This is a genomic window from Streptomyces sediminimaris (assembly GCF_047049295.1).
Lineage (GTDB): Bacteria > Actinomycetota > Actinomycetes > Streptomycetales > Streptomycetaceae > Streptomyces > Streptomyces sediminimaris.
The window spans coordinates 352,408-378,160 of record NZ_JBJWOT010000001.1; the positions used below are offsets into that span (position 1 = coordinate 352,408).

General features: G+C 73.0%; 24 protein-coding genes. 12 read left to right on the forward strand and 12 right to left on the reverse strand.

Features of this window, described 5'->3' with window-relative positions:
* Window positions 1-91 precede the first annotated feature (91 nt).
* Window positions 92-877 (reverse strand): helix-turn-helix domain-containing protein, encoded by a 786-nt coding sequence (locus ACJ9NR_RS01610; protein WP_412490196.1) that lies wholly within the window; start codon window positions 875-877, stop codon window positions 92-94.
* Window positions 878-941: 64 nt separating this feature from the next.
* Between ACJ9NR_RS01610 and ACJ9NR_RS01615 the strand changes: the two genes are divergently transcribed.
* Window positions 942-1,748: an SDR family NAD(P)-dependent oxidoreductase gene (locus tag ACJ9NR_RS01615; protein ID WP_412490195.1), complete on the forward strand. Its 807-nt coding sequence runs from the start codon at window positions 942-944 to the stop codon at window positions 1,746-1,748.
* Between the two features lie 55 nt (window positions 1,749-1,803).
* Here ACJ9NR_RS01615 and ACJ9NR_RS01620 read toward each other — a convergent pair whose 3' ends face one another.
* From ACJ9NR_RS01620 to ACJ9NR_RS01630, 3 genes are all read right to left on the reverse strand, one after another.
* Entirely contained in the window at window positions 1,804-2,721 is a 918-nt protein-coding gene (locus ACJ9NR_RS01620; RefSeq protein ID WP_412490194.1) for a peptidoglycan-binding domain-containing protein, read from the reverse strand.
* Between the two features lie 116 nt (window positions 2,722-2,837).
* A complete protein-coding gene (locus tag ACJ9NR_RS01625) occupies window positions 2,838-3,440 on the reverse strand; it encodes a phosphatase PAP2 family protein (protein WP_412490193.1) in 603 nt (200 codons plus the stop codon).
* Window positions 3,433-4,803, reverse strand: a complete 1,371-nt coding sequence (locus tag ACJ9NR_RS01630) for a diacylglycerol/lipid kinase family protein (protein WP_412512764.1) — start codon at window positions 4,801-4,803, stop codon at window positions 3,433-3,435. Before ACJ9NR_RS01630 ends, ACJ9NR_RS01625 begins: the two co-directional genes overlap by 8 nt.
* 847 nt (window positions 4,804-5,650) lie before the next feature.
* Between ACJ9NR_RS01630 and ACJ9NR_RS01635 the strand changes: the two genes are divergently transcribed.
* Together ACJ9NR_RS01635 and ACJ9NR_RS01640 are read left to right on the forward strand one after the other, a co-directional pair.
* Window positions 5,651-8,353 (forward strand): winged helix-turn-helix domain-containing protein, encoded by a 2,703-nt coding sequence (locus ACJ9NR_RS01635; protein ID WP_412490192.1) that lies wholly within the window; start codon window positions 5,651-5,653, stop codon window positions 8,351-8,353.
* Window positions 8,354-8,556: 203 nt separating this feature from the next.
* Entirely contained in the window at window positions 8,557-8,754 is a 198-nt protein-coding gene (locus ACJ9NR_RS01640) for a DUF8691 family protein (RefSeq protein WP_412490191.1), read from the forward strand.
* A gap of 7 nt (window positions 8,755-8,761) precedes the next feature.
* On the opposite strand, the gene ACJ9NR_RS01645 is transcribed toward ACJ9NR_RS01640, so the two are convergent.
* The gene (locus tag ACJ9NR_RS01645) at window positions 8,762-10,165 is read right to left on the reverse strand and encodes a DUF2252 domain-containing protein (protein WP_412490190.1); all 1,404 of its coding nucleotides are present in this window, start codon (window positions 10,163-10,165) and stop codon (window positions 8,762-8,764) included.
* A gap of 225 nt (window positions 10,166-10,390) precedes the next feature.
* On the opposite strand from ACJ9NR_RS01645, the gene ACJ9NR_RS01650 reads away from it, so the two are divergent.
* The 5 genes from ACJ9NR_RS01650 to ACJ9NR_RS01670 are packed head-to-tail and all read left to right on the forward strand — an operon-like array spanning window position 10,391 to window position 14,401.
* Window positions 10,391-11,092: an HdeD family acid-resistance protein gene (locus tag ACJ9NR_RS01650; protein ID WP_412490189.1), complete on the forward strand. Its 702-nt coding sequence runs from the start codon at window positions 10,391-10,393 to the stop codon at window positions 11,090-11,092.
* A gap of 42 nt (window positions 11,093-11,134) precedes the next feature.
* Window positions 11,135-12,487 carry a hypothetical protein gene (locus ACJ9NR_RS01655; protein ID WP_412490188.1) on the forward strand — a complete coding sequence of 451 codons (1,353 nt, stop codon included), beginning with the start codon at window positions 11,135-11,137 and terminating at the stop codon, window positions 12,485-12,487.
* A gap of 3 nt (window positions 12,488-12,490) precedes the next feature.
* Complete coding sequence (locus tag ACJ9NR_RS01660) at window positions 12,491-13,465, forward strand: YhjD/YihY/BrkB family envelope integrity protein (RefSeq protein ID WP_412490187.1); 975 nt, start codon at window positions 12,491-12,493, stop codon at window positions 13,463-13,465.
* Complete coding sequence (locus tag ACJ9NR_RS01665) at window positions 13,462-13,926, forward strand: SHOCT domain-containing protein (protein WP_412490186.1); 465 nt, start codon at window positions 13,462-13,464, stop codon at window positions 13,924-13,926. The genes ACJ9NR_RS01660 and ACJ9NR_RS01665 overlap by 4 nt, the downstream gene beginning before the upstream one ends.
* Window positions 13,927-13,960: 34 nt before the next feature.
* Window positions 13,961-14,401, forward strand: coding sequence for a DUF7144 family membrane protein (locus ACJ9NR_RS01670; RefSeq protein WP_412490185.1), 441 nt, complete (start codon window positions 13,961-13,963; stop codon window positions 14,399-14,401).
* Window positions 14,402-14,592: 191 nt separating this feature from the next.
* On the opposite strand, the gene ACJ9NR_RS01675 is transcribed toward ACJ9NR_RS01670, so the two are convergent.
* The 4 genes from ACJ9NR_RS01675 to ACJ9NR_RS01690 all read right to left on the reverse strand — a co-directional run bounded on the left by ACJ9NR_RS01675 (window position 14,593) and on the right by ACJ9NR_RS01690 (window position 20,590).
* Complete coding sequence (locus ACJ9NR_RS01675) at window positions 14,593-17,349, reverse strand: alkaline phosphatase family protein (protein WP_412490184.1); 2,757 nt, start codon at window positions 17,347-17,349, stop codon at window positions 14,593-14,595.
* A 4-nt stretch (window positions 17,350-17,353) separates the two neighbouring features.
* Entirely contained in the window at window positions 17,354-18,712 is a 1,359-nt protein-coding gene (locus ACJ9NR_RS01680; protein ID WP_412490183.1) for an ABC transporter permease, read from the reverse strand.
* Window positions 18,709-19,650 carry an ABC transporter ATP-binding protein gene (locus ACJ9NR_RS01685; protein WP_412490182.1) on the reverse strand — a complete coding sequence of 314 codons (942 nt, stop codon included), beginning with the start codon at window positions 19,648-19,650 and terminating at the stop codon, window positions 18,709-18,711. Before ACJ9NR_RS01685 ends, ACJ9NR_RS01680 begins: the two co-directional genes overlap by 4 nt.
* A 343-nt stretch (window positions 19,651-19,993) precedes the next feature.
* Entirely contained in the window at window positions 19,994-20,590 is a 597-nt protein-coding gene (locus ACJ9NR_RS01690; RefSeq protein WP_412490181.1) for a GNAT family N-acetyltransferase, read from the reverse strand.
* Between the two features lie 177 nt (window positions 20,591-20,767).
* Here ACJ9NR_RS01690 and ACJ9NR_RS01695 point away from each other — a divergent pair, with 177 nt between their 5' ends.
* Both ACJ9NR_RS01695 and ACJ9NR_RS01700 read left to right on the forward strand, forming a co-directional pair.
* Complete coding sequence (locus tag ACJ9NR_RS01695) at window positions 20,768-21,241, forward strand: MSMEG_6728 family protein (protein ID WP_412490180.1); 474 nt, start codon at window positions 20,768-20,770, stop codon at window positions 21,239-21,241.
* Between the two features lie 204 nt (window positions 21,242-21,445).
* A complete protein-coding gene (locus ACJ9NR_RS01700) occupies window positions 21,446-22,234 on the forward strand; it encodes an SAM-dependent methyltransferase (protein ID WP_412490179.1) in 789 nt (262 codons plus the stop codon).
* Window positions 22,235-22,291: 57 nt separating this feature from the next.
* Here the strand turns inward: ACJ9NR_RS01700 and ACJ9NR_RS01705 are convergent, their stop codons facing one another.
* Window positions 22,292-22,819, reverse strand: coding sequence for a hypothetical protein (locus ACJ9NR_RS01705; protein ID WP_412490178.1), 528 nt, complete (start codon window positions 22,817-22,819; stop codon window positions 22,292-22,294).
* Window positions 22,816-23,325: an ATP-binding protein gene (locus tag ACJ9NR_RS01710; protein ID WP_412512673.1), complete on the reverse strand. Its 510-nt coding sequence runs from the start codon at window positions 23,323-23,325 to the stop codon at window positions 22,816-22,818. The genes ACJ9NR_RS01705 and ACJ9NR_RS01710 overlap by 4 nt, the downstream gene beginning before the upstream one ends.
* A gap of 142 nt (window positions 23,326-23,467) precedes the next feature.
* Here ACJ9NR_RS01710 and ACJ9NR_RS01715 point away from each other — a divergent pair, with 142 nt between their 5' ends.
* On the forward strand, window positions 23,468-23,698 hold the full coding sequence (locus ACJ9NR_RS01715) for a DUF397 domain-containing protein (protein WP_412490176.1): 231 nt from the start codon (window positions 23,468-23,470) through the stop codon (window positions 23,696-23,698).
* Between the two features lie 150 nt (window positions 23,699-23,848).
* Window positions 23,849-24,769: a helix-turn-helix domain-containing protein gene (locus tag ACJ9NR_RS01720; protein WP_412490175.1), complete on the forward strand. Its 921-nt coding sequence runs from the start codon at window positions 23,849-23,851 to the stop codon at window positions 24,767-24,769.
* 15 nt (window positions 24,770-24,784) lie between these two features.
* Here ACJ9NR_RS01720 and ACJ9NR_RS01725 read toward each other — a convergent pair whose 3' ends face one another.
* Window positions 24,785-25,603, reverse strand: coding sequence for an SAM-dependent methyltransferase (locus ACJ9NR_RS01725; protein ID WP_412490174.1), 819 nt, complete (start codon window positions 25,601-25,603; stop codon window positions 24,785-24,787).
* Window positions 25,604-25,753 lie beyond the last annotated feature (150 nt).

Consider the following 25,753-nt stretch of genomic DNA (forward strand, 5'->3'; position numbering starts at 1 on the left):
ATCCGGCTCGTTACGCGGACGATCATCACACTGCCCCCGGTCACCGGTCGATGACCCCGGAGGTAATGGACCCGCGATGCGGCAGGAGCCGTCAGAGCAGCCGGTCCAGGGCGGCCGCGGAGGGACTCCCCGGCACCGCCTGATACGCGATGATCACCTGCTGCTCCGCGCCACCGACCGTCAACGCCTGCCGCCGCAGGGCGAGTTCGCCGACGACCGGATGCACGAACCGTTTGAGCTCGTCACGGGAGGGACGTACCTCGTGCCGTGCCCACAGGGCCCGGAAGTCGTCGTCCGACCCGAGCTCCGCGACGAGCCGCGCGGTGGCCGGATCGCGCGGGTCGGCCTCGGCGCGCAGGGCCGCGGCGGTCTGGGTGGCGATCTCCGGCCAGTCAGGGAAGAGGCGGCGGGCCTCGGAACCGAGGAACATCTCCCGGGCCAGGTTGCGCCCCGCCTCGTACATCGGGGCCAGCGCGCGGGCCCACTTGTTCGCCGCCAGGACGTCGAAGCGCCGGTCGCGGACGTACGCCGGGGTGCCCACCCACGCGTCGAGGAGCTGGTGCACGTCCGCGGTGACCTCGGTCCGCGACGGCCCGGCGGGATCCGGCGCGGCGAGCGCGAACAGGTGCGCCGACGCGTCGGCGTCCAGCTCCAGGGCCCGTGCGAGCGCGGTCAGGACCTGTGCTGACGGATGCCGGTCGACACCCTGTTCCAGGCGGGTCAGGTACGGCTCGCTGATGCCCGCCAGCCGGGCCAGCTCCTCCCGGCGCAGGCCCGGAACCCGTCGCCGTCCGGGAGCGGGCAGATCCGCGCGGGACGCCGGCACCCGGCCCCGCCGGGCCTTCAGGAACTCCCCCAGGGCGTTGTCGGTCACCATGCGGTGCAGGGTAACCCTGCCGGGGTGCTGGCTGCGGATCCGCCGATCGCGGAGGGTCGAGGACATGAAGACCTGGTTCATCACCGGCGCGTCCCGCGGCTTCGGCCGGATCTGGGCCGCCGCCGCCCTGTCCCGCGGGGACCGCGTCGCCGCGACGGCACGCCGCCCCGAGTCACTGCAACCCCTCGTCGGCACCTACGGCGACAGGGTCCTCCCGCTGCGTCTCGACGTCACCGACCGTGCCGCCGTCACCGCCGCCGTGCAGGAGGCCGCCGAGACGTTCGGCCGCCTCGACGTCGTCGTCAACAACGCGGGCTACGGCCTCTTCGGCATGGTCGAGGAGACCACCGAGGAACAGGCCCGCGCCCAGATCGACACCAACCTGTTCGGCCCGCTGTGGGTGACCCAGGCGGCCCTGCCGATCCTGCGCGCCCAGCAGCGCGGGCACATCGTGCAGGTCTCCAGCCTCGGCGGCCTGGCCGCCTTCCCCACCCTCGGGCTCTACAACGCCTCCAAGTGGGCGCTGGAAGGCATGAGCGAAGCCCTGGCACAGGAGGTCGGCCCCCTCGGCATCCACGTCACCGTCGTCGAGCCTGGTCCCTACGGCACCGACTGGTCCGGCGACTCCGCGGTCCACACCCGCCCCATCGCCGCCTACGAGCCGGTCCGCGAGGCCCGCCGGGCCGGCGCCACCGCCCGCGCGCCCCAGGACCCCCAGGCCACCGCGGACGTCCTGCTGGAGCTGGTCGACCTCGACGCACCACCCCTGCGGCTCTTCCTCGGCGAGTACCCCTACCCGGTCGTCGAAGCCGTCTACCGGCAGCGACTCGACACCTGGAACACCTGGCGCCCCCTCGCCGCCAAGGCGTGAGACCGGGCCGCGCCGAGCGGCCGTACGCCCGCGGCCGTCTCACTCCCGGTGTGCGTCACGGCTCCTTGGTCTCGGCTTCCAGCGACGCGCGGGTCGCCGCGCCGTAGACGCCGGAGGGGTCCTTGAGGATGACGCGGGTGAGCTGGTAGGAGCCGACGGCGTTCTGGACCTGCCGGTCGAAGTCGCCGTCGGCCGCCCCGTCGTAGAAGCCGATCTGCGCGAGCCGGAGCTGGAGTTCGACGACTTCCGGCCCCGTGTCGCCGTAGCGCAGGACGGGGGCCCCGCCGCCCGGCTCGCTCGGCGCGGGCGTGCCCGTCGCCGTGGCGGTGGCCGTGGGGGCGGTCGCGCTCGGGTGGCCTGGAGCGGCCGGGGTGGTACCGCGGGCCGACGGGGTGGCTCTCGGCGCGGAGGATGCCGAGGCCGTGGACGAGGCCGCCGAGGTGGCCGCCCGGGAGGGGCTCGCCGACGAAGAGGTCTGCTCCGACGACCGCTGCGCGGGCAGGCCCGCCCGGACACCGCTGGACGCGGAGTCGTCCCGCGCGGGGCTTTCGTACCAGAAGACGCCCCCTATCACTCCCCCGGTGACAAGGACCGCAACGGCGGCTCCGCCACCGGCGACCAGCAGGGACCGGGGACGGCGCCGACGGCTCGGGGCGTCGTCGGACGGGGTCGGCGCGGGCAGTCCGTCGAGGTCCGGAGAGGCGGCGAACGTGGATGTGCCGTCCGACGGCCCGGTGCCGTCCGCCGGTTGTGCCGCTTCGCCGGAGGCTGCCTCCTGTGCGGCGGAGCCGTCGTCGATGGCCACGAACGGCCGTATCCGCACCGGGTCGAAGTCCTCCGCGGCCGCCGCCTCCGCCGTGCGGGTCTCCCGGCGGGCTTCCGCGGCGCGGCGGGTGCACGAGCAGGTCGGGGTCCCGTCCGCTGCCCGGAGCCGGCCGCATTCGGGGCAGCCGGGACCTGCTAAATCGCTCACACGTTTCCCCTCTCCGTACAAGCTCCAGATCTTAGACAGGTTTCGCGCACGGAATCTTCATGATCCGCCGGGGAACGGAATCCGGGCGTCCTGCCGGCACGGTGGGCCGGGTGCCGCTACGGGCGGCGGAAGGCCCGCGCTCTCAGGCCGTCCCGGCTCGCGGCGGCGAGGACGGTCGCCGCCGCGCCGGTTCCGAGCACGGCGCCGGCGATGACGTCGCCCGGATAGTGCACGCCCGTGTGGACGCGCGAGTAGCCGACGGCGCAGGCGAGCAGGCCGAGCGGCAGCGTGGCGGCCGGCAGCGCGGGGCCGACGGCGGCGGCGAAGGCGACGGCCGAGGCCGTGTGGCCCGAGGGGAAGGACGCGGACGCGGGCATGGGCACGTGGCGTCCCGGGAAGGGCGAGTCCTCGGCGCGGTGCGGCCGGGACCGTCGCACGAGGCGCTTGCCGAGCAGGTTGGCGGTGGCCGAGGCGACGCCGATCGCCGCGACCCCGAGGGCGGCGGCGCGGCGTGAGTGTCCCGGGCGTGCCGCGAGCGCCCCGGCGATCAGGAAGGAGATCTTGGAATGGTCGGACGCGGCGGACAGCCGGCGCAGGGCCGCGTCCAGCGTGGGCGTCCGAGTGACCGTCACGGCCTCGTACAGCGCCTGGTCGAGGGCGGCGAGATCGTGCATGAGTCCTTGCGGGACCTGTCGTTGCCGCGGGCGGCGGTCAGCCATCGCTCTGCTCCTCGTGCTTCTCGTGCTTCTCGTGCTTCTCGTGCTTCTCGTGCTTCTCGTGCTTCTCGTGCGGGCGGGGTGCTCGGCCGAGGGCGAGCCGGACGACGCGCCGCCAGTCGACCGACGGTGCGACGTACGGGGCGCCGGGACGGTGTCTGGGTACCCGCACCCGGAGCACACCCGGCCTCACCGTGCACACGACCGGCGTGGGCAGGGTGAGCGCCTCGCCGTCGAGGGCCACCGGGATGGCCTCCTCGTCCGCCTCGACGACCACGCGGCGGGCCGTCAGGGTCGTGATGCCGCTCGCCCGTTCCCCGAGCAGCGCCAGTTCGGCGGCCCGGGCGGCGCCCTCGACCCGGACCGAGATCACTCCGAGCCTGCCCGTGTCGAGCCGCGGCCGGCGTCCGCCGGTCAGGGGGTCGGCGCGCGCGTAGGGGTTGTTGCTGACCAGCACGGCCTGCGGGGACTGAAGGACCTCGTCGTCGGCGCGGGCCGTCAGGGTGGCGCCCGCCTCGCCCGTCAGCAGGTCGGGCAGCTGGTCGAGCGCCGTGCTCGCCTTGGCCTCGCGGTAGTCGGGGCTCTGCACGATATGTGCGTAGGTGCCGAACGAGGCCGTGTTGACGAAGGGCCGGCCGGCCACGTCTCCCAGGTCGACGCGGAGTTCCACGCCGTCCGAGAGGGCGTCCAGGCCCTTGGCGGGGTCGTCGCGGTCCAGGCCGAGGTCCATGGCGAAGTGGTTGCGGGTGCCGGCCGCCACGACCATGAAGGGCAGACGGAGCTCGGCGGCCACGGCCGCCACCAGGGCCTGGGTCCCGTCACCACCGGCCACGCCGAGCAGGTCCGCGCCCTCGGCCACGGCCTGCCGGGCCAGGGCGGCCGGGTCCGGGTCCTCGTCCAGGTCGAGCAGGATCACCCGGGCGCCCAGTGCCTCGGCCCGCTCCACCAGTTTGTACCGGCCGACCTTTCCGCCGCCCGACCGAGGGTTCATGATCACCACGGCGCGGCGCGGGGCGCGGGTGCCGCGATGGCGCATGCCGCGCGGCTTGCGCAGATGGCGCAGGGCGCTCCGCGCGCAGGCGAGCGCGACGGTCCAGCAGGCCAGGGCCGCGGCCGCCACCACCCACAGGCCCGAGACCGCGTACAGCACCAGGACGCCCACGGGCGCGGCGATCGCCAGCAGGGCACCGAGGAGACGGGCGGCTCCGCGGTGCGCCAGGGCCCACCACAGTCCCGCGCCGGCGATGGCGAGTCCGGCGAGTCCGAGCAGCAGGATCAGCCACTGGCCGGCTCCGGCCACCACGCAGGCCACGGCTCCGGCGAGGCACAGCAGCGCGAGCCGAGCCAGGGCGCGCGCCGACCGCACCGCCGGTCCGGCGGCGCCGGGCCGCGCCTCAGTCGTCGTACGGCTTGTGTTCAATGTCGTCGGTTCCCGGTCGCGGCTGGATCGGACATCGGGTGCGGCCGCCTACGCGGTCGAGGCGGGCGGGCGGCGGGAGACGTCGTGGCGGCCTGCGGCGTGGTGCGCCGCCCGGGCGGTCCGCGGGTTCCTCCGCGACGGGGTGCTCCGGGAATCCGGCCGTGCCGCGAGCGTGCGGCCGGTGACGGTGCGGCCGGAGCGGCGGGCCGCCTCGCGCGCGTGCCCGGGCGGCGTGGGGCGGTGCGGCCGGGCGAGCGGACCACACCGCGCCGTGTCCGGGGTGGCGACGAGGCCGGCGGGCGCGCCGGGCCGACGGGGCGCGGCCCCGGGCTGCTCGACGCCATGAGCCCGGTGCGTCCCGAACCCGGGATTGCTCTCCGGCACCTTCGTCTCCTCATCCGGCGGGGATCGCCGGACCCGCACAAGTGTCCGGCCCGACGCAGGCAGATGCTACAGGCGGCGGGCACCCCGGTTCGGCGGGGCACCGGCGACCGGCAGTCCGGCAGTCCGGCAGTCCGGCAGTCCGGCAGTCCACCCTGCGCGAGGAGCGGCCCGACGGCTCCCGCGGGTCCTCACACCCCTCACGCCGGTCACCGCCGCCGTCCGCCTCGGCCACCTGACGGACAGGGCCGACCAGGTCGGTGCGTAGGACCGATGGGCTCGCCGGTCTCCCTCATCAGGGCCGTTCGGTCGAGTGAAGGGACCATCGGACCAGGTGTGCCGGGCGCCTCCACGCGAAGAATGGGACGCTGAGCGAAGGGGAGCGCTGCCCATGACCTGACCCACAGTGGTGGTGAGTACCGTGGCCGATCATGAGGGGCATCCGGTGCCGGCCGAGCACCGTGTCGATCCGCTCGGGGACCCGTTTCTGCGTACGCGCTTCGCCCTGCCGACGAGGCCCGCCACGTTCCTGTCCAGGCCACGGCTGACCAAACACCTCGACCAGGCCCTGCGCACCCCGCTGACGATGGTCAACGGGCCGGCGGGGGCGGGGAAGACCCTGCTGGTCGCCGAATGGGCCGCCAGTGTGGCGCAGCCCCTGGCCTGGCTCACCGTCGAGGCCGAGGAGGCGCGGCCCGGAATGTTCTGGGCGTACTTCCTGCACGCCCTGCGCGCGTCCGGCAGCCCGCTGTCCGAGCAGGTCGGCTGGCCGGCCGACGCCAACCACGTCAACCGCGGCGTGCTCTCGGCGATCGCCGGGGAGCTGGAGGGGCGCAGGCCGGCCCTGACCGTCGTACTCGACGAGTACGACCGGGTGACCGAGCCGGAGGTCGCGGAGCAGCTGGACTTCGTGCTGCGGCACGCGGGCCGGGGACTGCATCTGGTGGTCGTCACCCGCACCGAGCCGATGCTGTCGCTGCACCGCTACCGGGCCGCCGGCGCACTGACGGAGATCCGCGGCGCGGAGCTGGCCTTCACGCCCGAGGAGGCCGCGGCCCTGCTCAGGCGGCACGGACTGCGGCTGCCCGTCGACACCGCGCGCGCTCTGGTGGACCGCACCCGCGGCTGGGCCGCCGGTCTGCGGCTGTGCGCCCTGGCGGCGCAGGAGAGCCCGGACCCGGAGACCTACCTCAAGGAGTTCGAGGCGGGCCGGAGCACCGTCGCCGACTTCCTGCTGACCGAGGTGCTCAAACGGCAGAGCCGGCAGACCCAGGACCTGCTGCTGCGCGTCAGCGTGCTGGAACGTTTCTGCCCCGACCTGGCCGACGCGCTGACCGGCCGGAGCGACGCCGCGCGCATCCTGGGCGAGCTGTGCCGGGAGAACGCGTTCGTCGAACAGCTCGGGCAGTCCTGGTACCGCCTGCACCCGCTGTTCGGGGAGATACTCCGCACCCATCTGCGCGTACGCCTCCCCGGCCTGGAACCCGAGCTGCACCGGCGGGCCGCCCGGTGGCTGCGGCGGGCCGGCTCGCTCCAGGAGACGCTCAGCCACGGCGCGGCCGCGGGCGACTGGGACTTCACCGCCGGTGCCGTCGTCGACGACCTGGCGATCGGGCAGTTCTTCACGGGGCTGCGCTCCGAGCACCTGACCGAGCTGTTCTCCCGGATGGACCCCGACGCCACCGGCCCCGCCACGGACCTCGTACGAGCGGCCTGCGACCTGTCCCACAGCGACCTCGACCGCGGCCTGACCCATCTGCGCCAGGCCGAGGCGGAGCTGCCCGCACGGGCGGCCGACCCGGCTGCCGCCCGGCTGAGCTGCGCGCTGCTGGAGGCGCTGGCCGCCCGCCTGACCGGCTCCCCGGCCCGCGCGCGGCGGGCCGCCGAGACGGCCGACGAGGTGCAGCCGGAGGTCCCCGCGCATCTGCTGGAGGAGCATCCCGAACTCCCCGCCCTGCTGCGGACCCACGTGGGCTCCGCACACGTGTGGGCCGGGCGGTTCGAGGAGGCGCGCGACGCCCTGTCCAAGGCGACCGGCTCGCCCGGCCGGGCCGCCACCGTGCTCGCCCGCGAGGAGTCGATGGGCCACCTCGCCCTGATCGACTACCTCGACGGCTGGACGGGCCGGGCGGAGCACAAGGCCCTGGAGGCGGCGAACGAGACGGAGCGCTTCAGCCTCTCCGGGCCGTCCGGCTCCGGGATCGGGCGTACGGTCCTGGCCGCCGTCGCCGTGGAGCGCAACGAGCTGGCCCGGGCGCAGGCCATCCTCGACGAGGCGGCCGACGCGCCCGCCGCCCCCCAGGACCCCGTGCCCGCCGCCGCACGGGCCCTCGTGACCGCCCGGCTCCAGCTGGCCCGGGGCAACCCGCGGGCCGCGGTCCGGGCGGCGGACCCGGACGTCACCGCCGCCGTGGACTGCCCGTGGGCGGACAGCCACGAGACACTGGTGACGTCGGCCGCCCACCTGGCCGAAGGCCGGTCCCAGGCGGCCGCCGAGGTGCTGGACCGGCTGGGCGAGGACCAGCCGGCGTGGGCCGTGGAGGCCGCCCGGATCCAGCTCGCCGCGGGCCATGCGGACGCCGCGATCGACCTCCTCGACAGCGTGCCCGCCGCGCAGCGGGCCGGACCGGCGGTGACCGTGCGGGCCACACTGGTGCGTGCGCAGGCCGCGGAGGCGTCCGGCGACACCCCGGCCGCCCGCAGGCTGGTCGCGCAGGCCCTCCAGGAGGCGCGGCACCTGCTGCTGCGGCGTCCCTTCCTCGAAGCCGGACGGTGGCTCAAGCCCCTGCTGCTGACGCCGCCGCTGAACCAGCTGGCGGCGGGGTGGCTCGCGCCCGCCGCCACGGCGCACGGCGTCCGGGCCGGGATCGGGACACCGCCCTGGCCGGTGGTCGTGGAGGAACTCAGCTCCCGCGAGCGCGACGTCCTCGAGCGCCTGGCCCAGATGATGTCGACGCAGGAGATCGCCGCGGACCTGTTCGTGTCGGTGAACACGGTGAAGACGCACCTGAAGAGCCTGTACCGGAAGCTGGGGGTGAACCGCCGCAGCGACGCCGTGCACCGCGCCCGGGACATGCGGCTGCTGCGCTCGGCGGACCTCGTCCGGGACGGATGAGGCACCCCTGCGCCGTCCCGGCGGTGGGCGCGGCCGGTCCGCGGCACCCTGCGGTGAGCGGCGGCACCACGTGACGTGCGGGGCGCCGGCCGGCCTCCGCGACCGGGGTCACACGTACGGGGTGAGGCCCGGCGGGCCGTCCGGGCGCACGATCGCGGAGAGGGGCGCGGACCGCTTCCCCAGGATTCGCGGGAGTAGAGCCCATGCGCTACGAGATCCGAGTCGACGGACACATGTCCGAGACGCTGGCCAAAGCGTTCCCGGAGCTCGAGCACGTGCTGATGTCCGGCCAGACGGTCCTGTACGGCCCGGTCGTCGACGAGGCGCACCTGTACGGGCTCCTGGCCCGCCTGCAGTCCCTGGGGCTGCACATCCGGGAGATGCGGCAGCTGCCGGAGTGAGCCCGGGTCACCCGGCCTGGGCGCTGACCCGGCCGGTACGGACGGCGGCGGCCAGGGCCTCGAAGTCGCGCTCGTTCTGGTCGGCGTAGGACTGCGCGAACTCCGTGAGGGCGCGGTCGAAGCGGTCGCTGCCGCCCAGGTAGGCGGCGATGGCGATCGGGTCGCCGGAACGGGCGTGGGCCCGGGCCAGCGAGGCGCCGCACAGCTGGGCGAACATGCACAGCAGATCCGGCCCCATGGTCTCCGGCCGCACGATGCCCTTCCAGTCGCGCAGCTGCCGTACGTAGAAGTCACGCTCCTTGCCGTCGAAGCCCAGCACATGGGTCCAGCCCAGGAAGATGTCGCTGGTGGTCTGGATCAGGCGCTGCCCGGCCACCACCCGGCGGCCCTGGTTGTCGTACCGGTCACCGCCGGTCTGCGCGGACAGCACCGACTCCTGGGCCTCCTTGGCCTGGAGCAGCAGCGGGTCCTCGTCGTCCCGGCCGCGCAGGAGCACGATCCAGCAGCGGGTGCCGACACTGCCGACGCCGACCACCTTCCGGGCCATGTCGACCACGTGGTAGTGGCGCAGCAGGTGCCGGCGCTCGGACGACAGGGTCGGCGCGTAGCCGTCCAGCACGCTCTGCAGCGCCTTCTCCTCCTCCGCGGAACCGGACAACAGGTCCCTGAGCGGAATGATCAGCGGCGGGTCGGGGGTGATCCGCCGGCCCTCGGCGGTGGTGCGGGTGAGCTTCTCGAACGCCTGCATGCCGGTGCGGGTGCGGGCCTTCGCGGTGGCGCGGGCGGTGCGGCGCTGGGCCTCCTTGTCCATCGACGAGGCCATGAACTCCCGCAGCCGCTCGACGTTGTCCTGGGCGTACCAGATGTCCAGGGTCCGCATACCGGCGAACTCGCGCATCCGCTCCCGGTAGGCCCGCACACAGGTCCGTACGGCGGCGTCCTGCTGCTTGCGGGAGAAGCCGTTCGCCCGGCCCGCGATCGCGAAGCTGGCCGTCAGCCGTTTCACGTCCCATTCGAACGGCCCGGGCAGGGTCTCGTCGAAGTCGTTGATGTCGAAGACGAGCTGCCGCTCCGGAGAGGCCAGCAGCCGGAAGTTCAGCAGGTGGGCGTCCCCGCACAGCTGCACCCGCAGCCCGGAGTTGGGGGTGGGGCCCAGGTCCGCGGCCATGATCGCCGCCGCGCCGCGGTAGAAGCGGAACGGTGACTCGAGCATGCGCCCGTAGCGGATGGGCACGAGTTCGGCCACCCGCGCCGCCGACTGACGCTCTATCACCCCGACCGGGTCGAACCGGTCCTGGCCCGCCTCGAACCAGCCGTGGCACGAACGCGACGCACGGGAGCGGGCGTCACGGCCGATGCCCGCGCGCTCGGCGGGAGACAGGGCCGCGGTGAAGGAGTTCGGGACGGTCATGGCTCAGCCTCCTGGGTCCGGTGCGGCAGTGGCCCTGAGACCGCTCGTGCCGCCTCGCCGGTCGCAACGTGTGCGGTCCCCAGCCCAGCGGCAGGGCGGAGCCGGCGGATCACCCGGGACGGGTGACCCGGCCACCGCGGCCAGGGGAGACGCTGACCCGTGAGATCCCCGCTCACCATCCGGCGGCGTTCCGCATACGGCCCGCTCGTCAAGCGAGGAGGAGCCATGACCGTTCCCCGTGGTCCGGCACCGCGCACCGGTCCGGAGCACAGCCCCGACCGGGTGGCGCCCGGCCGGGAACCCGGGCAGGCCGACGGCGCCGCTCGGGCGCTGGAACAGCTCGGCCGCTCCTGGACGTGGGTGCTTGCGTCCGCGGTCATGACGCTCGTGCCGGGCGTCCTGGTGCTGGTCTGGCCGGAGGAGACCCTGCACGTCCTGGCCGTGCTGATCGGGCTGTACCTGCTGGTGAACGGGGCGTTCAGGTTCGTCTCCGTCTTCGCGGGCGCCGGGCTCGTCGAGCGGATCGTCTCGCTGGCCATGTCCGTGCTGTACGTCCTGGCCGGAGTGCTGTGCCTGCGCAATCCGCTGCAGACCATCGCCGCTCTCTCACTGATCGTCGGCGTGGTCTGGCTGGTGACCGGGATCCTCACCCTCTACACGGCGATCGCCGCCGAAAACCTGCCGCACCGCGGCTTCGTGGTGGGGTCCGCGGTGATCGGCGTCGTGGCCGGGATCGTCGTCCTGGCCCTGCCGACCGAGTCGGCCCGCGCGCTGACCCGGCTGCTCGGACTGTGGCTCGTGCTGCTCGGACTGGCCGAGACGGTGCTGGCCCTCGCCTGGCGGGCCGCGCTGCGCAGGTCGGGCCTGCGCGGCGGCACGGGCCTCTCCGCGGCCGACGGCGCCACACCCATGCCCCTCAGCGACTGACCACAACCACCGCCGGGCGCGGAAAAGACGAGGGAGGCCCGCATGATTCCCCCTTCGACCTCTGTGACGCCGGGCTCCGGCGCGACCGCGGAGGCCTCGCGCGTGATGTCCGCCGCGGAACACGAGGAGTACCTGCGGCTGCGGCGCGCCGCGACGCTGCGCCACCGGCGGACCCGCCGGGCCGGCGCCGTCGTCCTGCTGGTGCTGACGCTGGTGCTCGCACCGCTCGCGCTCGTCGCCGCCTGGGTGCACGACGAGGTCGCCGACACCGACCGGTACGTACAGACCGTAGCGCCGCTGGCCTCCGAGCCGGCCGTGCAGAAGGTCCTCGTCAACCGGCTGACCGACCGGGTCGTGGCCAACGTGGACGTGGAGGCGGTGACGGCCGCCCTCACCAACACGCTGAAGAAGAACGGCGCGCCACCGCGCGTGGTGCAGGGCTCCGAGTCCCTCACCGGTCCGCTGCGCTCCGCGGTGCGCACCGTCGTGGAGCGCAACGTCAGCCGCGTGGTCACCAGCGACGCCTTCCAGCAGGCCTGGACGGGCGCCAACCGCCGGGCGCACGCCGCCGTGGTGAACATGCTCACGGGATCACGCGAGGGCGCCCTGCAGGCCAACGGCGACGCGGTGCAGCTGGACGTCGGAGTCGTCGTCGACCAGGTACGCCAGCGCCTCGTCGACGCGGGCTTCCAGAAGGCCGCCGCCATCCCGAACGTCGACCGCACGGTCACGCTGTTCAGGACCGACCAGCTGAGCAAGGCGCAGGACGGGATGCGGCTGCTGAACATCGTCGGCATCTGGCTGCCCGTGCTGACCCTGGCCTTCGCGGCCCTCACCATCTGGGTCGCTCCGAGCCACCGGCTGATGGTGATCGTCGTCGGCGTCGGTGTGGCCGTGATGGCGGTGCTGCTGCTGGTCGCCCTGGCCGTCGCGCGACGGGTCTACCTCGACTCCGTCCCCTCGGCGACGCTGCCGCCCGACGCCGCCGCGGCCATCTTCGACACCTTCGTGCGCTTCCTGCGCGCGAGCACCCGCACCCTGCTCGTCGTCTCCCTGCTCGCGGCGCTCACCGCCTACCTCTACGGACCCGGCCGGGCGGCCCGCGGTGTGCGCGGCCTGGCCGGGCGGGGGGCCGCGGCCGCCGGAGGCGGCCTGCGCCGCATCGGGCTGAACACCGGCCTGACGGGACGCTGGCTGTCGGACCACCAGTCCTGGACGGTCGGTGTCACGATCGGAGCCGGGGCCCTGGCGCTCGTCCTGTGGAACCATCCCACCGTCGGCGCCGTCGTCCTCGTCCTCGTGCTGGTCCTGGCCGTGCTGGCGATCGCCGCCGTGCTCGCGGCCGCGGGTCCCGCCTCCGACACCACCGAGAAACCGGGACACGCGGTCACGTGAGCCATGGCCAGGGAGACCGCACCGCCCACCACCCTCAGGGAGCGCGCGGTCCGGGCGGCGGCGAGCCTCCGGGCCGGCCCGGTGGGCCGGCTGCTGCCCCGGCTGGCCGCGCTCAACCTCGTGGAAGGTGCCATGCGGCTGGCCGCGCAGGCCTTCCTGGCGGCGCTGCCCCTGCTGATGACGGTGGCCGCGTTCGCGCCGCCGGGAATGAGGCAGCTGCTCGTCGACTCCCTGAGCTCGGTTCTGGGCGTACGCGGCGAAACGCTCGACGAGGTCAAACGCACCTACGCCGCCGACGACGCGGCGCGCCAGTCCGTCGGCGCCCTGGGCGCGCTCCTGACGCTGGCGTCGGCCACCGCGTTCAGCCGGGCCCTGCAGGCGGTGTGCGAACGCTGCTGGCACCTGCCCCGGGCGCCGGTGCGGGCGGCGGCCTGGCGCTGGCTGATCTGGCTGGTGGTGTGGCTGGCCTTCATGTTCGTCCAGGCCCCCCTGCGGCGGGGCTTCGGCGTCGGCCCGGCCACCGGCCTGGCGCTGTCCCTGACAGGGTCCGTCCTGCTGTGGTGGTGGTCCCAGCACCTGCTGCTGGGCGGCAGGATCGGCTGGTGGAGCCTGCTGCCGGGAGCGCTCCTGGCGGGAGCGGGAACGATCACCCTGAGCTGGGCCGGCCATCTGCTGCTGTCCGACGCCATGCAGCGCAGTCTCGACGAGTTCGGCCCGCTCGGACCGGCGTTCACGCTGCTGTCCTGGCTGATCGGCGTCTTCGTCGTCGCCGTCTCGGGCATGGCCCTGGGCGAGGCCGTCGCCACCAGCGCCTGGTTCCGGCACACCGTCGCCTCCGGCGGCCCCAGGCGGGAGCGATCCGGCCGTCCGGCCGCTCACCCGCGCCGGGTGAAGCCGCCCGGGGCTTGCCGTGCGCACGCTGAGAAGTGCAGAAGAAGGCCGCCGGGCGGATCGCCCGGAACGGAGGGAGAGACATGAGCACGCCCACGTACCTCGCGTACGACTACCCGATGCTGAGCATCTTCTGGTCCATGCTGGTGTTCTTCCTGTGGATCATGTGGTTCGTCCTGCTCTTCCGGATCATCGTCGACATCTTCCGTGACGACGCCATGAGCGGCTGGGGCAAGGCGGGCTGGCTGGCGTTCGTCATCCTCCTGCCCTTCCTGGGGGTCTTCGTCTACGTGATCGCGCGCGGGAAGAACATGGGCCACCGCGAGGTGGCGGAGGCACAGGCGCAGCAGCGCGCCTTCGACTCCTACATCCGCGAGACCGCCAAGGGATCCGGCGCGGCCGGCAGCGTCGACGAGCTCGCCAGGCTGTCCGAGATCCGCGCCCGCGGCGACATCACCGACGAGGAGTTCGCCAGGGCGAAGGACCTGGTCCTGAACGGCCACGGCGCCGGAACGCCCACCGGCGCGGCCACCGCGTCCGGGCACTGAAGTACACCGGGCCGATCGAATCGAGGTACTGAGGATGACCGCCACACACCCCACTCAGCCCACACAGCCCACCCACCGGGAATCCGCGAAGCAGCAGTGGGCCTCCGGCCTGACGATCTTCGGCGCCGTGATGCTGACGATCGCCGGGCTGCTGGGCATCTTCCGCGGCATCATGGCGATCGCCAAGGACGACGTCTTCGTCACGACGCCCAACTACGTCTTCCAGTTCGACCTCACCGGATGGGGCTGGGTCCACCTCATCCTGGGCGCGGTCGCCGTCGGAGTCAGCTTCGGGCTGTTCCAGGCGGCCACGTGGGCGCGCGTCTCCGGCGTGGCGATCGCCGGGCTGATCATCATCGCCAACTTCCTCTCGCTGCCGTACTACCCCGTCTGGTCCGTCGTGGTGATCGCCTTCTCCGGCTTCATCATCTGGGCCCTGTGCGTGGTCAAGCGGGAGGACTACGCCTCCTACTGAGGCCAACTGAGGGAGTCGCGGCGGGCGTTCCGACGGGACGCCGACCGCGACCGGGGTACAGGACCCGCACGGCGCGAACGCCGTGCGGGTCCGCGCCGCGCCGCTCCTCGTCCGGTCCCGCACCACCGCGGACACGCCGCGTCCTGCGGGTGCCGCAGCCGGCCGGGGGTCACTCGGGGCCGGAGGTCGCGTCAGCCGTCGTTCTCCGGCGACGGGAGGTAGGCGCCCGGGACGTCATCGGGCGCGTAGACCTTGCCGTCACCGGGGTACGGCTTGCTCCAGTTGTGCGTCTCGTACCAGGTCAGGCGGTTCATCTGCGCGGGGTTGGCGTAGTCGGGCACGGCGTGCGGACCGGTCAGCCGCTGGTGCGACTCCCAGGTCTTCCACTGCACCGCGAGCTTCTGCTTGCCCGCCGGCACCTTGCCCGCGGTCGGCGCGGGTGCCGCCTTGGCGTCCTGCGGTGCCGGGGTGTCCGCGCCGCAGGGAGGCAGGGTGCTGAGACCGTCGGTCAGCGAGGTCCGGTTGGGCAGCGCCGTGAACGGAGTGTCGTCGGGCCTGTGGCTGAACGCCCCGTACATCGGGGTCGCCGCGCTGTCCTTCTGGTTCATCGGGTGGATCCCGAGGATCTGCTCGATGGTGCGGATCATCATGATCTGCGAGTAGTAGTGGCTGTCGACCTTGCCGTGCCGGGACCAGGGGCTGATGATCTGGACCGGCGCGCGGTGGCCGTCGACATGGTCGAGGCCGGCCTGGGAGTCGTCCTCGACGACGAAGATCGCCGAGTCCTTCCAGTACTTGCTGTGGGTGATCTCGTCGACCATCCTGCCGACCGCGAGGTCGTTGTCGGCCACCTCGGCCGCGGGGCTCGGCGGGCCACCGGTGTGGTCGTTGGAGAACCAGAACATGTTCAGGTTCGCCGGGCCGTTCTTCTCGAAGTCCTGCTTCCAGATCTGGTACTTGTAGACGTCCGGCACGCTGAGGTCGAACAGCGGGAAGCCGGGCACCGACACCTTGTTCAGCGACGGGATCGCCGAGCCGGTCTGGATCGGGTACGCGGTCTTCGCCCCGGTCGCCTCCATGTTCTTGGCGTCGCAGTACAGGTTCTGCCAGGTCGCGCCCGCCGGCTTGCTCTCGATGGACTGGAACTCGCCGTAGTCCTTGACCGACTTGCCGGCCGCCTGCGCGCCGGACCAGATGAAGCCGCTCTTCTGGTGGCCGAGGGCGTCGTTCTCGGTGTCGTAGCTGCGCGTGTACTCACCGGCCGACGACTCGGTGTACTCCGGGTTGTCCGACTGCATCAGCCAGTTGTGGCCCTCGGCGGAGTTGGTGCCGATGTCGTAGAAGTTGTCGTAGAGCCCGAACTGCCGGGCCAGCGCGTGCTGGTTGGGCGTCACGTTCTCGCCGAACTGCGTGAACGCCGGGTCGCCGTCGCCCTGGGGCATGTCGCCGAAGACCTGGTCGTAGGTCCGGTTCTCCTTGACGAGCAGGAAGACGTGCTTGATCGTCGAGGGGTCGCCGAGCCGCAGCGGGACCGGAACGGGCCGCGGGTGGTGCCTGCCCTGGGACGTCCTGACCGAGCCGGGCGTCCAGCCGTTCTGCCTGAAGACCTTCACCGTCTGGGACCTGACGACGTGGTCGTCCGGCAGGGTGAACCGCGTCAGGCTGGAGGTGGTGTCGTGGGTGCCGTGGCCGCCGCTGGTGGTGGGCCGGCGGGCGTCGATGCCACGGGTGTTGGAGACGACGACGTTCCTGCCCACGGTGGTGATCTGGGAGGGGAAGTAGTCCGTGGGCAGCAGTCCGACGTAACTGGCGGGTTCCTGCGGGGACTTGTACCGGTAGACCGCGACCGCGTTGGCGCGGCCCAGCGTCACCAGCAGGCGGCCGTCGTCGGTGAGGGTCACCGCGTTGGGCTCGTAGCCGACCGACGCCTCCGGCCACGGCTGGGTGGAGATGGTCTGCACGACCTTGTCGTTGGCGGTGCTGATGACCGACACGTTGTTGTCGGCGGTGTTGGTGACGAAGACCGCGCCCTTCCTGGCGTACACCGCGGTCGGGTGCAGACCGACGTCGATGCTCCCCACGGGGGCCGACGGGTCGGCCGTGTCGATGACGCTGACCGTGCCGGTGGTGCTCGCACCGGTGTCCGGGTCCGCCACCACCTGGGTGCCGTAGGAGTTGATCGTGGTGTCGCCGGGCTTCGCCGGACGCCCGCCCTCGTTGCTGACGTACAGCTTTCCGCCGACCAGGGCCAGTCCGCGCGGGGCGTTGCCGACGGCCCAGCTCCGCTCGATCGTTCCGGTCGCCGCGTCGATGGCGACCACCCGGTTCTGGCCGTTGACCGCCGAGTACACGGTGGAGCCGTCGGCGGAGAAGACCGCGGCGCCCACGAGCGCGCGCTTGGAGCCGTCGGCCGGGATGGAGACGGTCGTCGGGTCGGCGAGGGTGCCGTCCGCGTTGACGGTGAACCTGGTGTACCCGTCGCTCTGGCCCAGCCACAGCTGCTTGCCGTCGGGCGAGTACGCCGGGCCTTCCTGGCCGACGGAGCCGCTCTTGATGCGCAGGTCGTCCGCCGCGTTGGTGCCGACCTTCTGCTTCACCTGCCCGGTCCCCAGGTCCATGATCACGAGCGAGGCGTCGCCGTCGGCCATCGCGGCCGCGAGGTGGCTGCCGTCCGGGCTGACCGAGGAGGACATGATCTTGCCGTCGTTGATGACGGTGCGGTCGCCGTAGGGTGCGATGTGCTGGTCGGCGGAGACGACCTGGCCGTCCGCGGTGACCTGGCCGACCTGCTGGGTACCGAACCGGTACGTCGAGGCGGCCGCCGTGCCGGTCACGGCGAGGGCGACGGCGATGCCCGTCGTCACCAGCACGGTCCGGCGACCGATGCGTCTGCCGAACAGGCTGATCTGCTCCTTCTCGTTCACGCGGCGCTGCCGTATTACCTGCATGGAGTCATCCCTTCAGGGTGGTGTCGAGCAGTTCGACGTTGCCGTCGAACTGCCAGAGCGGGTTCGGTGCGTCCCCGGTCGGGGTGCGCACCAGGAAGTAGCCGTTCACTTCCTTCGGCCCGTCGCCGTCGGCGACGAACCGCCCGTCCGCGGTGAAGTCGAGCTGGTAGACGGCCTGTCCGGTGGCCTTGACGCCGGGCAGGTGCCATGTGACGACGCAGCGCCAGTCGTTGCCCGGTCCCTGCGCGGAGAGCCGGCCGCCGCCCTTGTCGCAGTCCGCCGACGCCCGCAGCTGCGCCTCGGTGACGGCGGGGCGGTGAAGCTGCTCGGTCTGCAGGCGGTAGAGGTGCGCGAAGGCCGTGGCGAGCGATCTCTGCACCTTGTCCTGCCGGATTCCCGACCCCGTGGAGCCGGTCGACGCGGCGACGACGGCGACAGTGAGGGCGAGCAGTCCCGCCAGCGGCAGCAGCCCGGCGGTGACCGCGCGGCTCCCGGAGCCGTCGTAGGCCGGATTGGTGAAGTCACGCCGCAGGAAGAGCAGCAGGGCCAGCGCGGTCGCGAGCGCCGCCCAGAGGAGGCTGACGGCGGTGCCGATCAGCAGCGGGCCGGTCTGCACGGGGCTGGTGAACAGGCCGTTCCAGGCGATGAAGGCGTAGCCGGGCAGGGCGAGGCGCACGGCGACGGGCAGCGGCAGCATCTGGGCGAGCTGCATCACGAGCGCCACCAGCGCGGGCAGCAGCAGGCCCATCGGGGAGCGTCCCAGCGCGATCGAGCCGAGCAGTCCGATCGCGGCGAGCGCCAGCGTCGGGGCCAGCACGCAGGCCCAGGCGAGGAAGACCTTCCCGGCGGCGTCGGACGGCGCCAGCAGATGGCCGTCGAGCCCGACCAGCGGCCGGTCGCCGACGGCCAGGAGCCCGCCCACGGCACTGGAACACGCCAGCCCGGCCACCAGCAGCAGGATGACGGTGAGTCCGGCGAGCGCCTTCGCCGCGAAGATCCGCCGGGGTGAGCGCACCGCCACGAGCAGATGGCGCCAGGTGCCGAGCCGGTCCTCGGAGGCGAACACGTCACCGGCGACCACGGAGGTCAGCAGCGGCAGGGCCCAGGTGCCCGCGAAGCCGAGCGTCACCAGGGGCGCGGCCCATCCCGTGGCGAGCATCCAGCGGCCGAAGAGGGTGTCGGTGGGCAGTGTGCTCTGCTGCCCCACCCCCAGCACGAAGACCGCCGGCGCGATCCAGCAGGCGAGGACCAGCAGCCGGACACGCCACTGTGAGACCAGCTTGACCAGCTCGAAGCGGTAGCCCCGTGAGACCGGGACGCGACCGGGGGCAACGGCGCGGTCGTCGACGGCGGTCGCGGTCATCCGGCGGTCTCCTGCTGCTCGGTGAGGGCGAGGAACGCGGCCTCGAGGGGTGAAACGACGGGGGTGAGCTCACGCAACGCCACTCCCGCCCGAACGAGTCGGACCACCAGCTCGTCCAGGGCGGGCAGGAGCGCGCGCACCACGAGCACGTCGGCGTCCTGGCGGACCCGCGCGTCGTCGAGGACGCGGATCCCGTTCGCGCCGGCCGCCACCTGGCGGGCCGCCCGCGGGTCGGAGGTGACCAACCGGTAGTCCAGCTCGCGGTTCTCCGTCGCCAGCTTGCCGGGCGGGCCGGAGAACACCACCCGTCCGGCGGCGAGGATGGTGACCTCCGCGCAGAGCGCTTCGAGGTCGTCCATACGGTGGCTGGAGAGCACCACGGCGGTGCCGTCCGCGGCGAGCCGGTGCAGGACGCCGTGGACGTGTCTCTTGCCGGCCGGGTCGAGGCCGTTGGAGGGTTCGTCGAGGACGAGCAGGCGGGGTCTGGTCAGCAACGCGGCGGCGAGCCCGAGCCGTTGGCGCATGCCGAGGGAGAAGCCACGCGCCTTGTCGTCGGCGACGTCGGTCAGCCCGACCTGGTCGAGTGCCTCCTCGACGCCCGCCGTCCGCGCGCCGTGGCCGCGCAGCGCGGCCAGCGCGGACAGGTTCTGCCGGGCGGTGAGCGAGGGATAGAGCCCGGGCCCGTCCACGAATCCGGCGACGCCGTCGGGAGCGGCCAGTGCCCGCCCGACCGGCGTACCCAGGATCTCCAGGTGACCGCCGTCGGCGACGGCGAGGCCCAGCAGAAGGCCGAGCAGTGTCGTCTTGCCCGCGCCGTTCGGCCCGACCAGGCCGTGAATCCGACCTGGTGTCACATCCAGGTCGACGCCGTCGAGCGCGACGACCTCACCGAAGCTCTTGGCGATCCCACGAGCCCTGACCGCGTGGAGTGTGTCCATAGCCCCTTCTTTCGAAATACGCAGGGACCATAAGGACGACACACACCCCGGACACAGACGAGTGGCTTAACGGTCAAGGAACGGATCGTCAAAGGGTGGGCAAGTCGCGCGCACGGCCCGCCCGGAACCGGTGTGCTCCCGCCGCCACAACTGACATACGGCGCGACACCGTTGAGGCGCGGCAATTGGTGCTCTACGGCGCTTCCCGCCCCGCAACACCGCAAAGCCCGGGCGTGCGGCCCGGGCCGGTCGGGCTCAGGTGGCGGATCGGCTCACGTGACGGATCGGCTCACATGGCGGATATCAGCCCTCGCACCGGATCGGCTCCCCCCGGGGGATCGGCTCACGAGGCGGGCCACTGCTCCGCCCGCAGGACCGGCACGTCGAGATCGCCCGGCCGCAGACGGAAGACCTGCAACCGCAGGCCGTAGTACTTGTCCGTCTCCCCCACCCATTCCATCCCCACCCGCCGGGCCGTGGCCGCGCCCCGCTGGTTGCGCGGCCGCACGACCGCGAACAGCTCCTCCACGCCCGACTCGAAGGCGTAGTGCGCCACGGCGTGGCCGGCCTCCGCCGCCAGGCCCTGTCCCCAGGCGTCGGGGGCGAGTTGCCAGCCGATCTCGAGGTCCTGCTCCTGCGAAGGCAGCGGCAGCAGGACGACACCGCCCACCACCGCTCCGCCGTCGCGGAGCTCGATCGCCCATCGCCCCGCCGGCGCCTCCAGCTCCCCGGCGCCCGTCACCCACTCCTCCAGAACGGCCCGCATGGCCGCCGGGTCCGTCACCCGCTCCATCGCCGGGGCCAGCCACTGGGCGACGTTCGCGGCGCCGTAGACGCGCAGGGCCGCCTCCGCGTCCGCCGCCCTCCAGGGCCGCAGGACCAGCCGGGGCGTGGTGATCCGGGAGCCCTCGACGACGACACGGTGCTCGCGTTCGGTCATGCGGGCACGCTACCAACCGCCCGCCCGCCGGTCGCGCCGGAGACGAACGGCCGGGCGACGGCCACCGGGGTGAGCACGGCTGTCCGCGGTCACGGGTTGCGCGCGGGCGTCACCTCACGCAGCGTCGGACGGGAGACAGAGCGCCCCGCCCCTTCCGGAACGGAACGGAAGCCGCCCATGCAGACCTTCCTGCCCCACCCCGGCTTCCGGGAGTCCGCGCTCGACCTCGACCGGCGCAGACTGGGCAAGCAGCGGGTCGAGGCCCTGCAGGTGCTGCGCGGGCTGACCGTGCCCGGATACGGCTGGCGCCGCCACCCGGCCGTGCGCATGTGGACCGGGTACGAGGAAGCGCTGGTCCGCTACGGGCTGGAGGTCTGCCGGGTGTGGCGCGAGCAGGGTCATCAGGACAGCTGCGCGGCCACTCTGGTGGCCGACCTCGCCGCGGCCCGTCCCGGTACGGTCCCGCGCGCTCAGGCGGACCTGGCGGCAGCCGGTGAACTGCCGCCGTGGCTGGGGGACGAGGCGTTCCACCTCAGCCACCGGTCGGCGCTGGTGCGCAAGGACCGGGAGGTGTACGCGGCCCGGTTCCCGGGAGTGCCGGACGACCTGCCCTACGTATGGCCGGCGTCCGACCGGCAGCCTTCTCCATGACCACGCCACCACCGCGCGACGCGGGGCCTTCAGGTGTCCGTGCGCCGGATCCGGCCCCTCGGCGCACGTCTCGTACGCGCTGACCGCGCGCCCGCGCGAGCGCCGCACGGTCCGCACGGAATCCCGGGACTGCCGCGGGCACCACCCGAGTACGATGATCGCGTATTCGATCTGTTTTTGATTCAACGGCGTGATGGAGTTGCGATGACGACCGGCCCGGAGCCGTCCCTTCGGATCGACACCAGCAAGGCCCATCCCGCGCGGGTCTACGACTACCTGCTCGGCGGCAAGGACAACTACCCCGTCGACGAGGCCGTGGGCGAACAGCTGCCGCCCGAGGCCAGGGACGCGGCCCGGCAGAACCGGGAGTTCATGAACCGTGCGGCGGCCTGGCTCGCCGCGCAGGGCATCGACCAGTTCCTGGACATCGGCACGGGCATCCCCACGGAGCCCAATCTCCATCAGATCGTCCAGGGCGTCGTACCGACGGCGAAGATCGTCTACGCCGACAACGACCCGATCGTGCTCCGCCACGCCGAGGCGCTGCTGGTCAGCAACCCCCAGGGAGCCACCGACTACATCGAGGCCGATGTGCGCCGGCCGGACTCCATCGTCGAACACGCCCGGCACATACTGGACTTCGACCGTCCGATCGCGCTGTCGCTGATCGCGCTGATGCACTTCGTCCCGGACGCGCAGGACGCCCACGGCATCGTCCGCGGTCTGGTCACCACGCTGCCGAAGGGCAGCTACCTGGTGCTGTCGCACGCCTCCTCCGACCTGTTCCCGGACCTCTCCGCGCAGGTCACGGCCGAGTACGCGAAGGGCGGCATCGAGCTCGGCTTCCGCACCCGCGCGGAGGTCGAGCGCTTCTTCGACGGTCTCGACCTGGTTCCGCCCGGCCTGGTGACGGCGACGGAGTGGGGCGCGCCCGGCCGGCTGCCCGAGCCGGAGGACAGCGGTATCTACGCGGGAGTCGCCCGCGTCGTCTGAGCCCGCGTCGTCTGAGCCCGTGCCCACGCGGGCCCGTGGCTTCACCGGCCCGTGCCGTCAGTCGGTCAGGGTGGAGGCGAGTGCCTCGGTGGCGTGGACGAGTGCGGTGTCCTGCTCGGCCAGCAGGCGGGTGAGGGCGCCGCGCTGGGCGCGTACCGCATGGCGGGCCGCGGACTCCCACTCGACGTAATCGCCGTGGTGGCGGCGGAACTTCGGGTAGGCGGCGGCGGTGATCTCCCACTGCCGGGCGTCGGCGATGTCCCGCAGCAGCTGGAGGATCTGCACCCGGCAGGCCGTCTGCGGGCGCTGGGCGAGGTCCCACAGGAAGGGCACCGTCACGGCCGTCGCCTGACCGACGACGAAGCCGTAGCGGCAGATGCGGTGCCGCAGCCGGTCCAGGGCGTTCTGGGCGGCGGCCGCGTCACCCGAGGCGACGGCGGCGAGCAGGAACGGGATGGCCGCGGCCGAACCCGAGGAGTCCTCGATGTCGTGCCAGGGGACCAGTCCGACGTCCTGGAGAGCGGCGCCCGGTGTCCGGTCCGTCACCGGAGGCTCACCGCCGCACACTTCGGGTCGTGACGTCATCGGGGGACGCGCGCCTCGGTGGGCAGCATGGCCCAGACGGTCTTGCCCGTGGGGACGCACCGGGTCCAGCCCCAGTGCCGGGACAGCCCCTCGACGATGATCAGGCCGCGGCCGCCCTCGTCGAGGGACGCGCCGCCGCGTGCCGGGCTGGGGAGCGTCTCGCTCCGGTCGGTGACGGCGCACATCAGATGCGCCGCACGGCGCTTGAGCCGCAGCAGTACCTCGGACTCGGCCCCCTCACCCGCGTCGTCCCGCAGGCCGTGCAGCACCGCGTTGGCGACCAGTTCGGAGACCACCACCAAGGCGTCGTCACGGACCTGGTCCAGCTCCCAGTCGTCGAGGACCCGCTCGGTGAACTCGCGTGCCCGGCCGCAGGCGGCGGGACCGCCGGTCAGGCGCAGGCCGGCGGTCCCGCGGCCGGCGCCGGGCAAGGCACCGGCCGAGGTGGTACGGGCCGGGAGCGGACCTGGGCCGGACCAGGGTGCTGGTTGCACGGGCAGCGACACGGCATCTCCTGCGGTGGCGTCAGGACGGGGCGCTGACACGGACGTTGGTGCCTTGGTTATTATCCACCCCGACAGCCTGTCCGTGCAATTTCACGGGAAATTGCGCGTTCAGTTCGAGCCAGTCCCGCGCAAGGAGGCCGCAGTGCCATCAGTTTCGAACGGGGTACGAGCGAGTTCGCTGGGCGTCCGCTGGGTCAAGAGCCGGCACAGCAACGCCGAGGGCAACTGCGTGGAGGTCGCCGCGCTGGCCGGAGGAGGCGTGGCGATGCGCAACTCCCGCGACCCGCACGGCCCGGCGCTGATCTACACCTCCGCCGAGGTCGCCGACTTCCTGGCGGCCGCGAAGGAGGGCCAGTTCGACGACCTGCTGTGACGCCCTGCCGGGCACCCGCGCCGGCGCCCGGCCGCGTACCCGCCGAGCCGCCCGGCCGGGCGCCGTCGTTCCGCTTCGGCACGCGCATGCGCCGGGAGGTCGAGCAGTGCGATAATGCGGCCTGTTGCCCCCTGCCCACCGGGAGTCAGGATGCCCTCCGAGTCGCCGCGCGTCTCCCGCCTGGAACCGTATCTGCATCGCACCGAGCCCGCGCCGACTTTGCTGAAGATGCTGGTCGGGGTGCAGCTCGCGGGCATCCGCGAGGACGCGGGGCTCGCCCAGGAACAGGCCGCGCGCGCTGTCGGGTTCAGCCCGGCGAAGCTCTCCCGCATCGAGGCGGGAAAGGGCCGCCGGCCACCCACCGAGAGCGACGTCCGGGCCCTGCTGGAGTTCTACAAGACGGAGGACCACGAGGCTTCCGTCCTGCTGCAACTGCTGCGGCGGGCCGGGGAAGCGGGGTGGTGGCAGCGCTTCGACAAGCGGCTGGTCCCGGAGTGGTTCGACCGGCTGGTCGGACTGCAGGAAGCGGCCGACTCCATCCGTACCTTCGAGATCCAGTACGTTCCCGGCCTGCTGCAGACCCCGGCCTACACCCGCGCCGTGGTGGAGCGCGGCCTGCCCTCCGCCCCGGCCCGCGAGGTCAACCGCCGGGTGGAACTGCGCAGCAGGCGAGGCCGGCTGCTGCAGCGCGCGGACGCGCCGCAGCTCTGGGCGATCGTCGACGAGTCGGTGCTGCTGCGCGTCCTGGGCAGCCGCGACATCATGCGTGAGCAGTTGGAGCATCTGATCGAGATGGCCCGGCTGCCGCATGTGACGGTGCAGGTCGTCCCGCTGGACGTGACCGACGCCTCAGCGCCGGCCATCCCCGTCACCTACCTGCGCTTCGGCGGCCTGGACCTGCCCGACATCGTCTACCTGGAGCACATCAGGAGCGCCACGTTCCTGGAGGACCGGGACGAGACGGAGCAGTACCGGGTGGCCCTGGACCAGTTGGCCGACGACGCTCTCAGCCCGCGCGACTCCCTGGCCCGCCTGCGCGAGACGGCCCGGCAGCGGTACGGCGCCGAGTGACCGGGCGCCGGCCCGCTACGGCAGCCGGCCGACCCCGCCGAACTCGATCCACTCCTGGGTGAGCTGACGCGGCGCCACGTCGTTGTCGGGGCGCCAGGTGGACACCTCCACCAGGCCCGGCTCGAGGATCTCCAGCCCCTCGAACAGCTGCGCCACGTCCTTCTCCTGACGCACCCGGCCCCAGTGTCCCTGCGTCGCCTGGTCCATGAAGTCGGTCACGAACGCCCGCACCTCCGGATCCTCGCTGACCAGCTGACACATCAGCAGGCAGCTGCCGGGCGCGAGCCGTTCGAGCACCCGCTCGACGACCGCGAGGGGTCCGTCGGTCTCGCTGTCCGGAATGCAGTGGAAGACGGAGTTGAACAGCACGGCCACCGGCTGCGAGAAGTCGATCAGGCGCTCGGTGTCGGGATGGGAGAAGATCGCGTCCGTCTCGCGCAGGTCGGCCTGGATGACGGCGGTGCGGTCGTTCTGGTCCAGCAGGGCGCGGCCGTGCACCAGGACCATCGGGTCGTTGTCGACGTACACCACCCGCGAGTCGGGGGCGATCCGCTGCGCCACCTGGTGCACGTTGTCCTGTGTGGGCAGCCCCGACCCGTGGTCGAGGAACTGCCGCAGGCCGTACTCCTGCGCCAGGGTGCGGACCACCCGCTGGAGGAAGCGCCGGTTGTTCAGGGCCAGCGCCCGCGTGCTGGGCACGACCTTGTCCAGTTCCTCGCAGGCGGCCCGGTCGACGGCGTAGTTGTCCTTGCCGCCCAGGTAGTGGTCGTACATGCGCGCGGCCGTGGGAACCGTGGCATCGATCTTGGTGGACAGCTGCTTCCCGGACTCCATCGTCTTCCCCCAGCTCCAAGCCGCGCCGGGCCGACCGGACCGGCAGACAACACATCCTAGGGAAAAGCCACTTGGACCTGCCACTCCTTCCGCCCGACCGGTCCGGCCGGACGCTTCGAGGAGCACCCCGAGGACGAGGCGAGGCGACAC

Bases quoted from the DNA above. Each gene is read 5' to 3' on its own strand.
- ACJ9NR_RS01670 (WP_412490185.1), top strand. From the start codon at position 13,961: ATGACCGCCACACACCCCACTCAGCCCACACAGCCCACCCACCGGGAA.
- ACJ9NR_RS01690 (WP_412490181.1), bottom strand. From the start codon at position 20,590: ATGACCGAACGCGAGCACCGTGTCGTCGTCGAGGGCTCCCGGATCACC.
- ACJ9NR_RS01610 (WP_412490196.1), bottom strand. From the start codon at position 877: ATGGTGACCGACAACGCCCTGGGGGAGTTCCTGAAGGCCCGGCGGGGC.
- ACJ9NR_RS01615 (WP_412490195.1), top strand. From the start codon at position 942: ATGAAGACCTGGTTCATCACCGGCGCGTCCCGCGGCTTCGGCCGGATC.
- ACJ9NR_RS01725 (WP_412490174.1), bottom strand. From the start codon at position 25,603: ATGGAGTCCGGGAAGCAGCTGTCCACCAAGATCGATGCCACGGTTCCC.
- ACJ9NR_RS01665 (WP_412490186.1), top strand. From the start codon at position 13,462: ATGAGCACGCCCACGTACCTCGCGTACGACTACCCGATGCTGAGCATC.
- ACJ9NR_RS01625 (WP_412490193.1), bottom strand. From the start codon at position 3,440: ATGGCTGACCGCCGCCCGCGGCAACGACAGGTCCCGCAAGGACTCATG.
- ACJ9NR_RS01695 (WP_412490180.1), top strand. From the start codon at position 20,768: ATGCAGACCTTCCTGCCCCACCCCGGCTTCCGGGAGTCCGCGCTCGAC.
- ACJ9NR_RS01655 (WP_412490188.1), top strand. From the start codon at position 11,135: ATGATTCCCCCTTCGACCTCTGTGACGCCGGGCTCCGGCGCGACCGCG.
- ACJ9NR_RS01645 (WP_412490190.1), bottom strand. From the start codon at position 10,165: ATGACCGTCCCGAACTCCTTCACCGCGGCCCTGTCTCCCGCCGAGCGC.
- ACJ9NR_RS01675 (WP_412490184.1), bottom strand. From the start codon at position 17,349: ATGCAGGTAATACGGCAGCGCCGCGTGAACGAGAAGGAGCAGATCAGC.
- ACJ9NR_RS01680 (WP_412490183.1), bottom strand. From the start codon at position 18,712: ATGACCGCGACCGCCGTCGACGACCGCGCCGTTGCCCCCGGTCGCGTC.
- ACJ9NR_RS01660 (WP_412490187.1), top strand. From the start codon at position 12,491: ATGGCCAGGGAGACCGCACCGCCCACCACCCTCAGGGAGCGCGCGGTC.
- ACJ9NR_RS01685 (WP_412490182.1), bottom strand. From the start codon at position 19,650: ATGGACACACTCCACGCGGTCAGGGCTCGTGGGATCGCCAAGAGCTTC.
- ACJ9NR_RS01720 (WP_412490175.1), top strand. From the start codon at position 23,849: ATGCCCTCCGAGTCGCCGCGCGTCTCCCGCCTGGAACCGTATCTGCAT.
- ACJ9NR_RS01700 (WP_412490179.1), top strand. From the start codon at position 21,446: ATGACGACCGGCCCGGAGCCGTCCCTTCGGATCGACACCAGCAAGGCC.
- ACJ9NR_RS01650 (WP_412490189.1), top strand. From the start codon at position 10,391: ATGACCGTTCCCCGTGGTCCGGCACCGCGCACCGGTCCGGAGCACAGC.
- ACJ9NR_RS01640 (WP_412490191.1), top strand. From the start codon at position 8,557: ATGCGCTACGAGATCCGAGTCGACGGACACATGTCCGAGACGCTGGCC.
- ACJ9NR_RS01705 (WP_412490178.1), bottom strand. From the start codon at position 22,819: ATGACGTCACGACCCGAAGTGTGCGGCGGTGAGCCTCCGGTGACGGAC.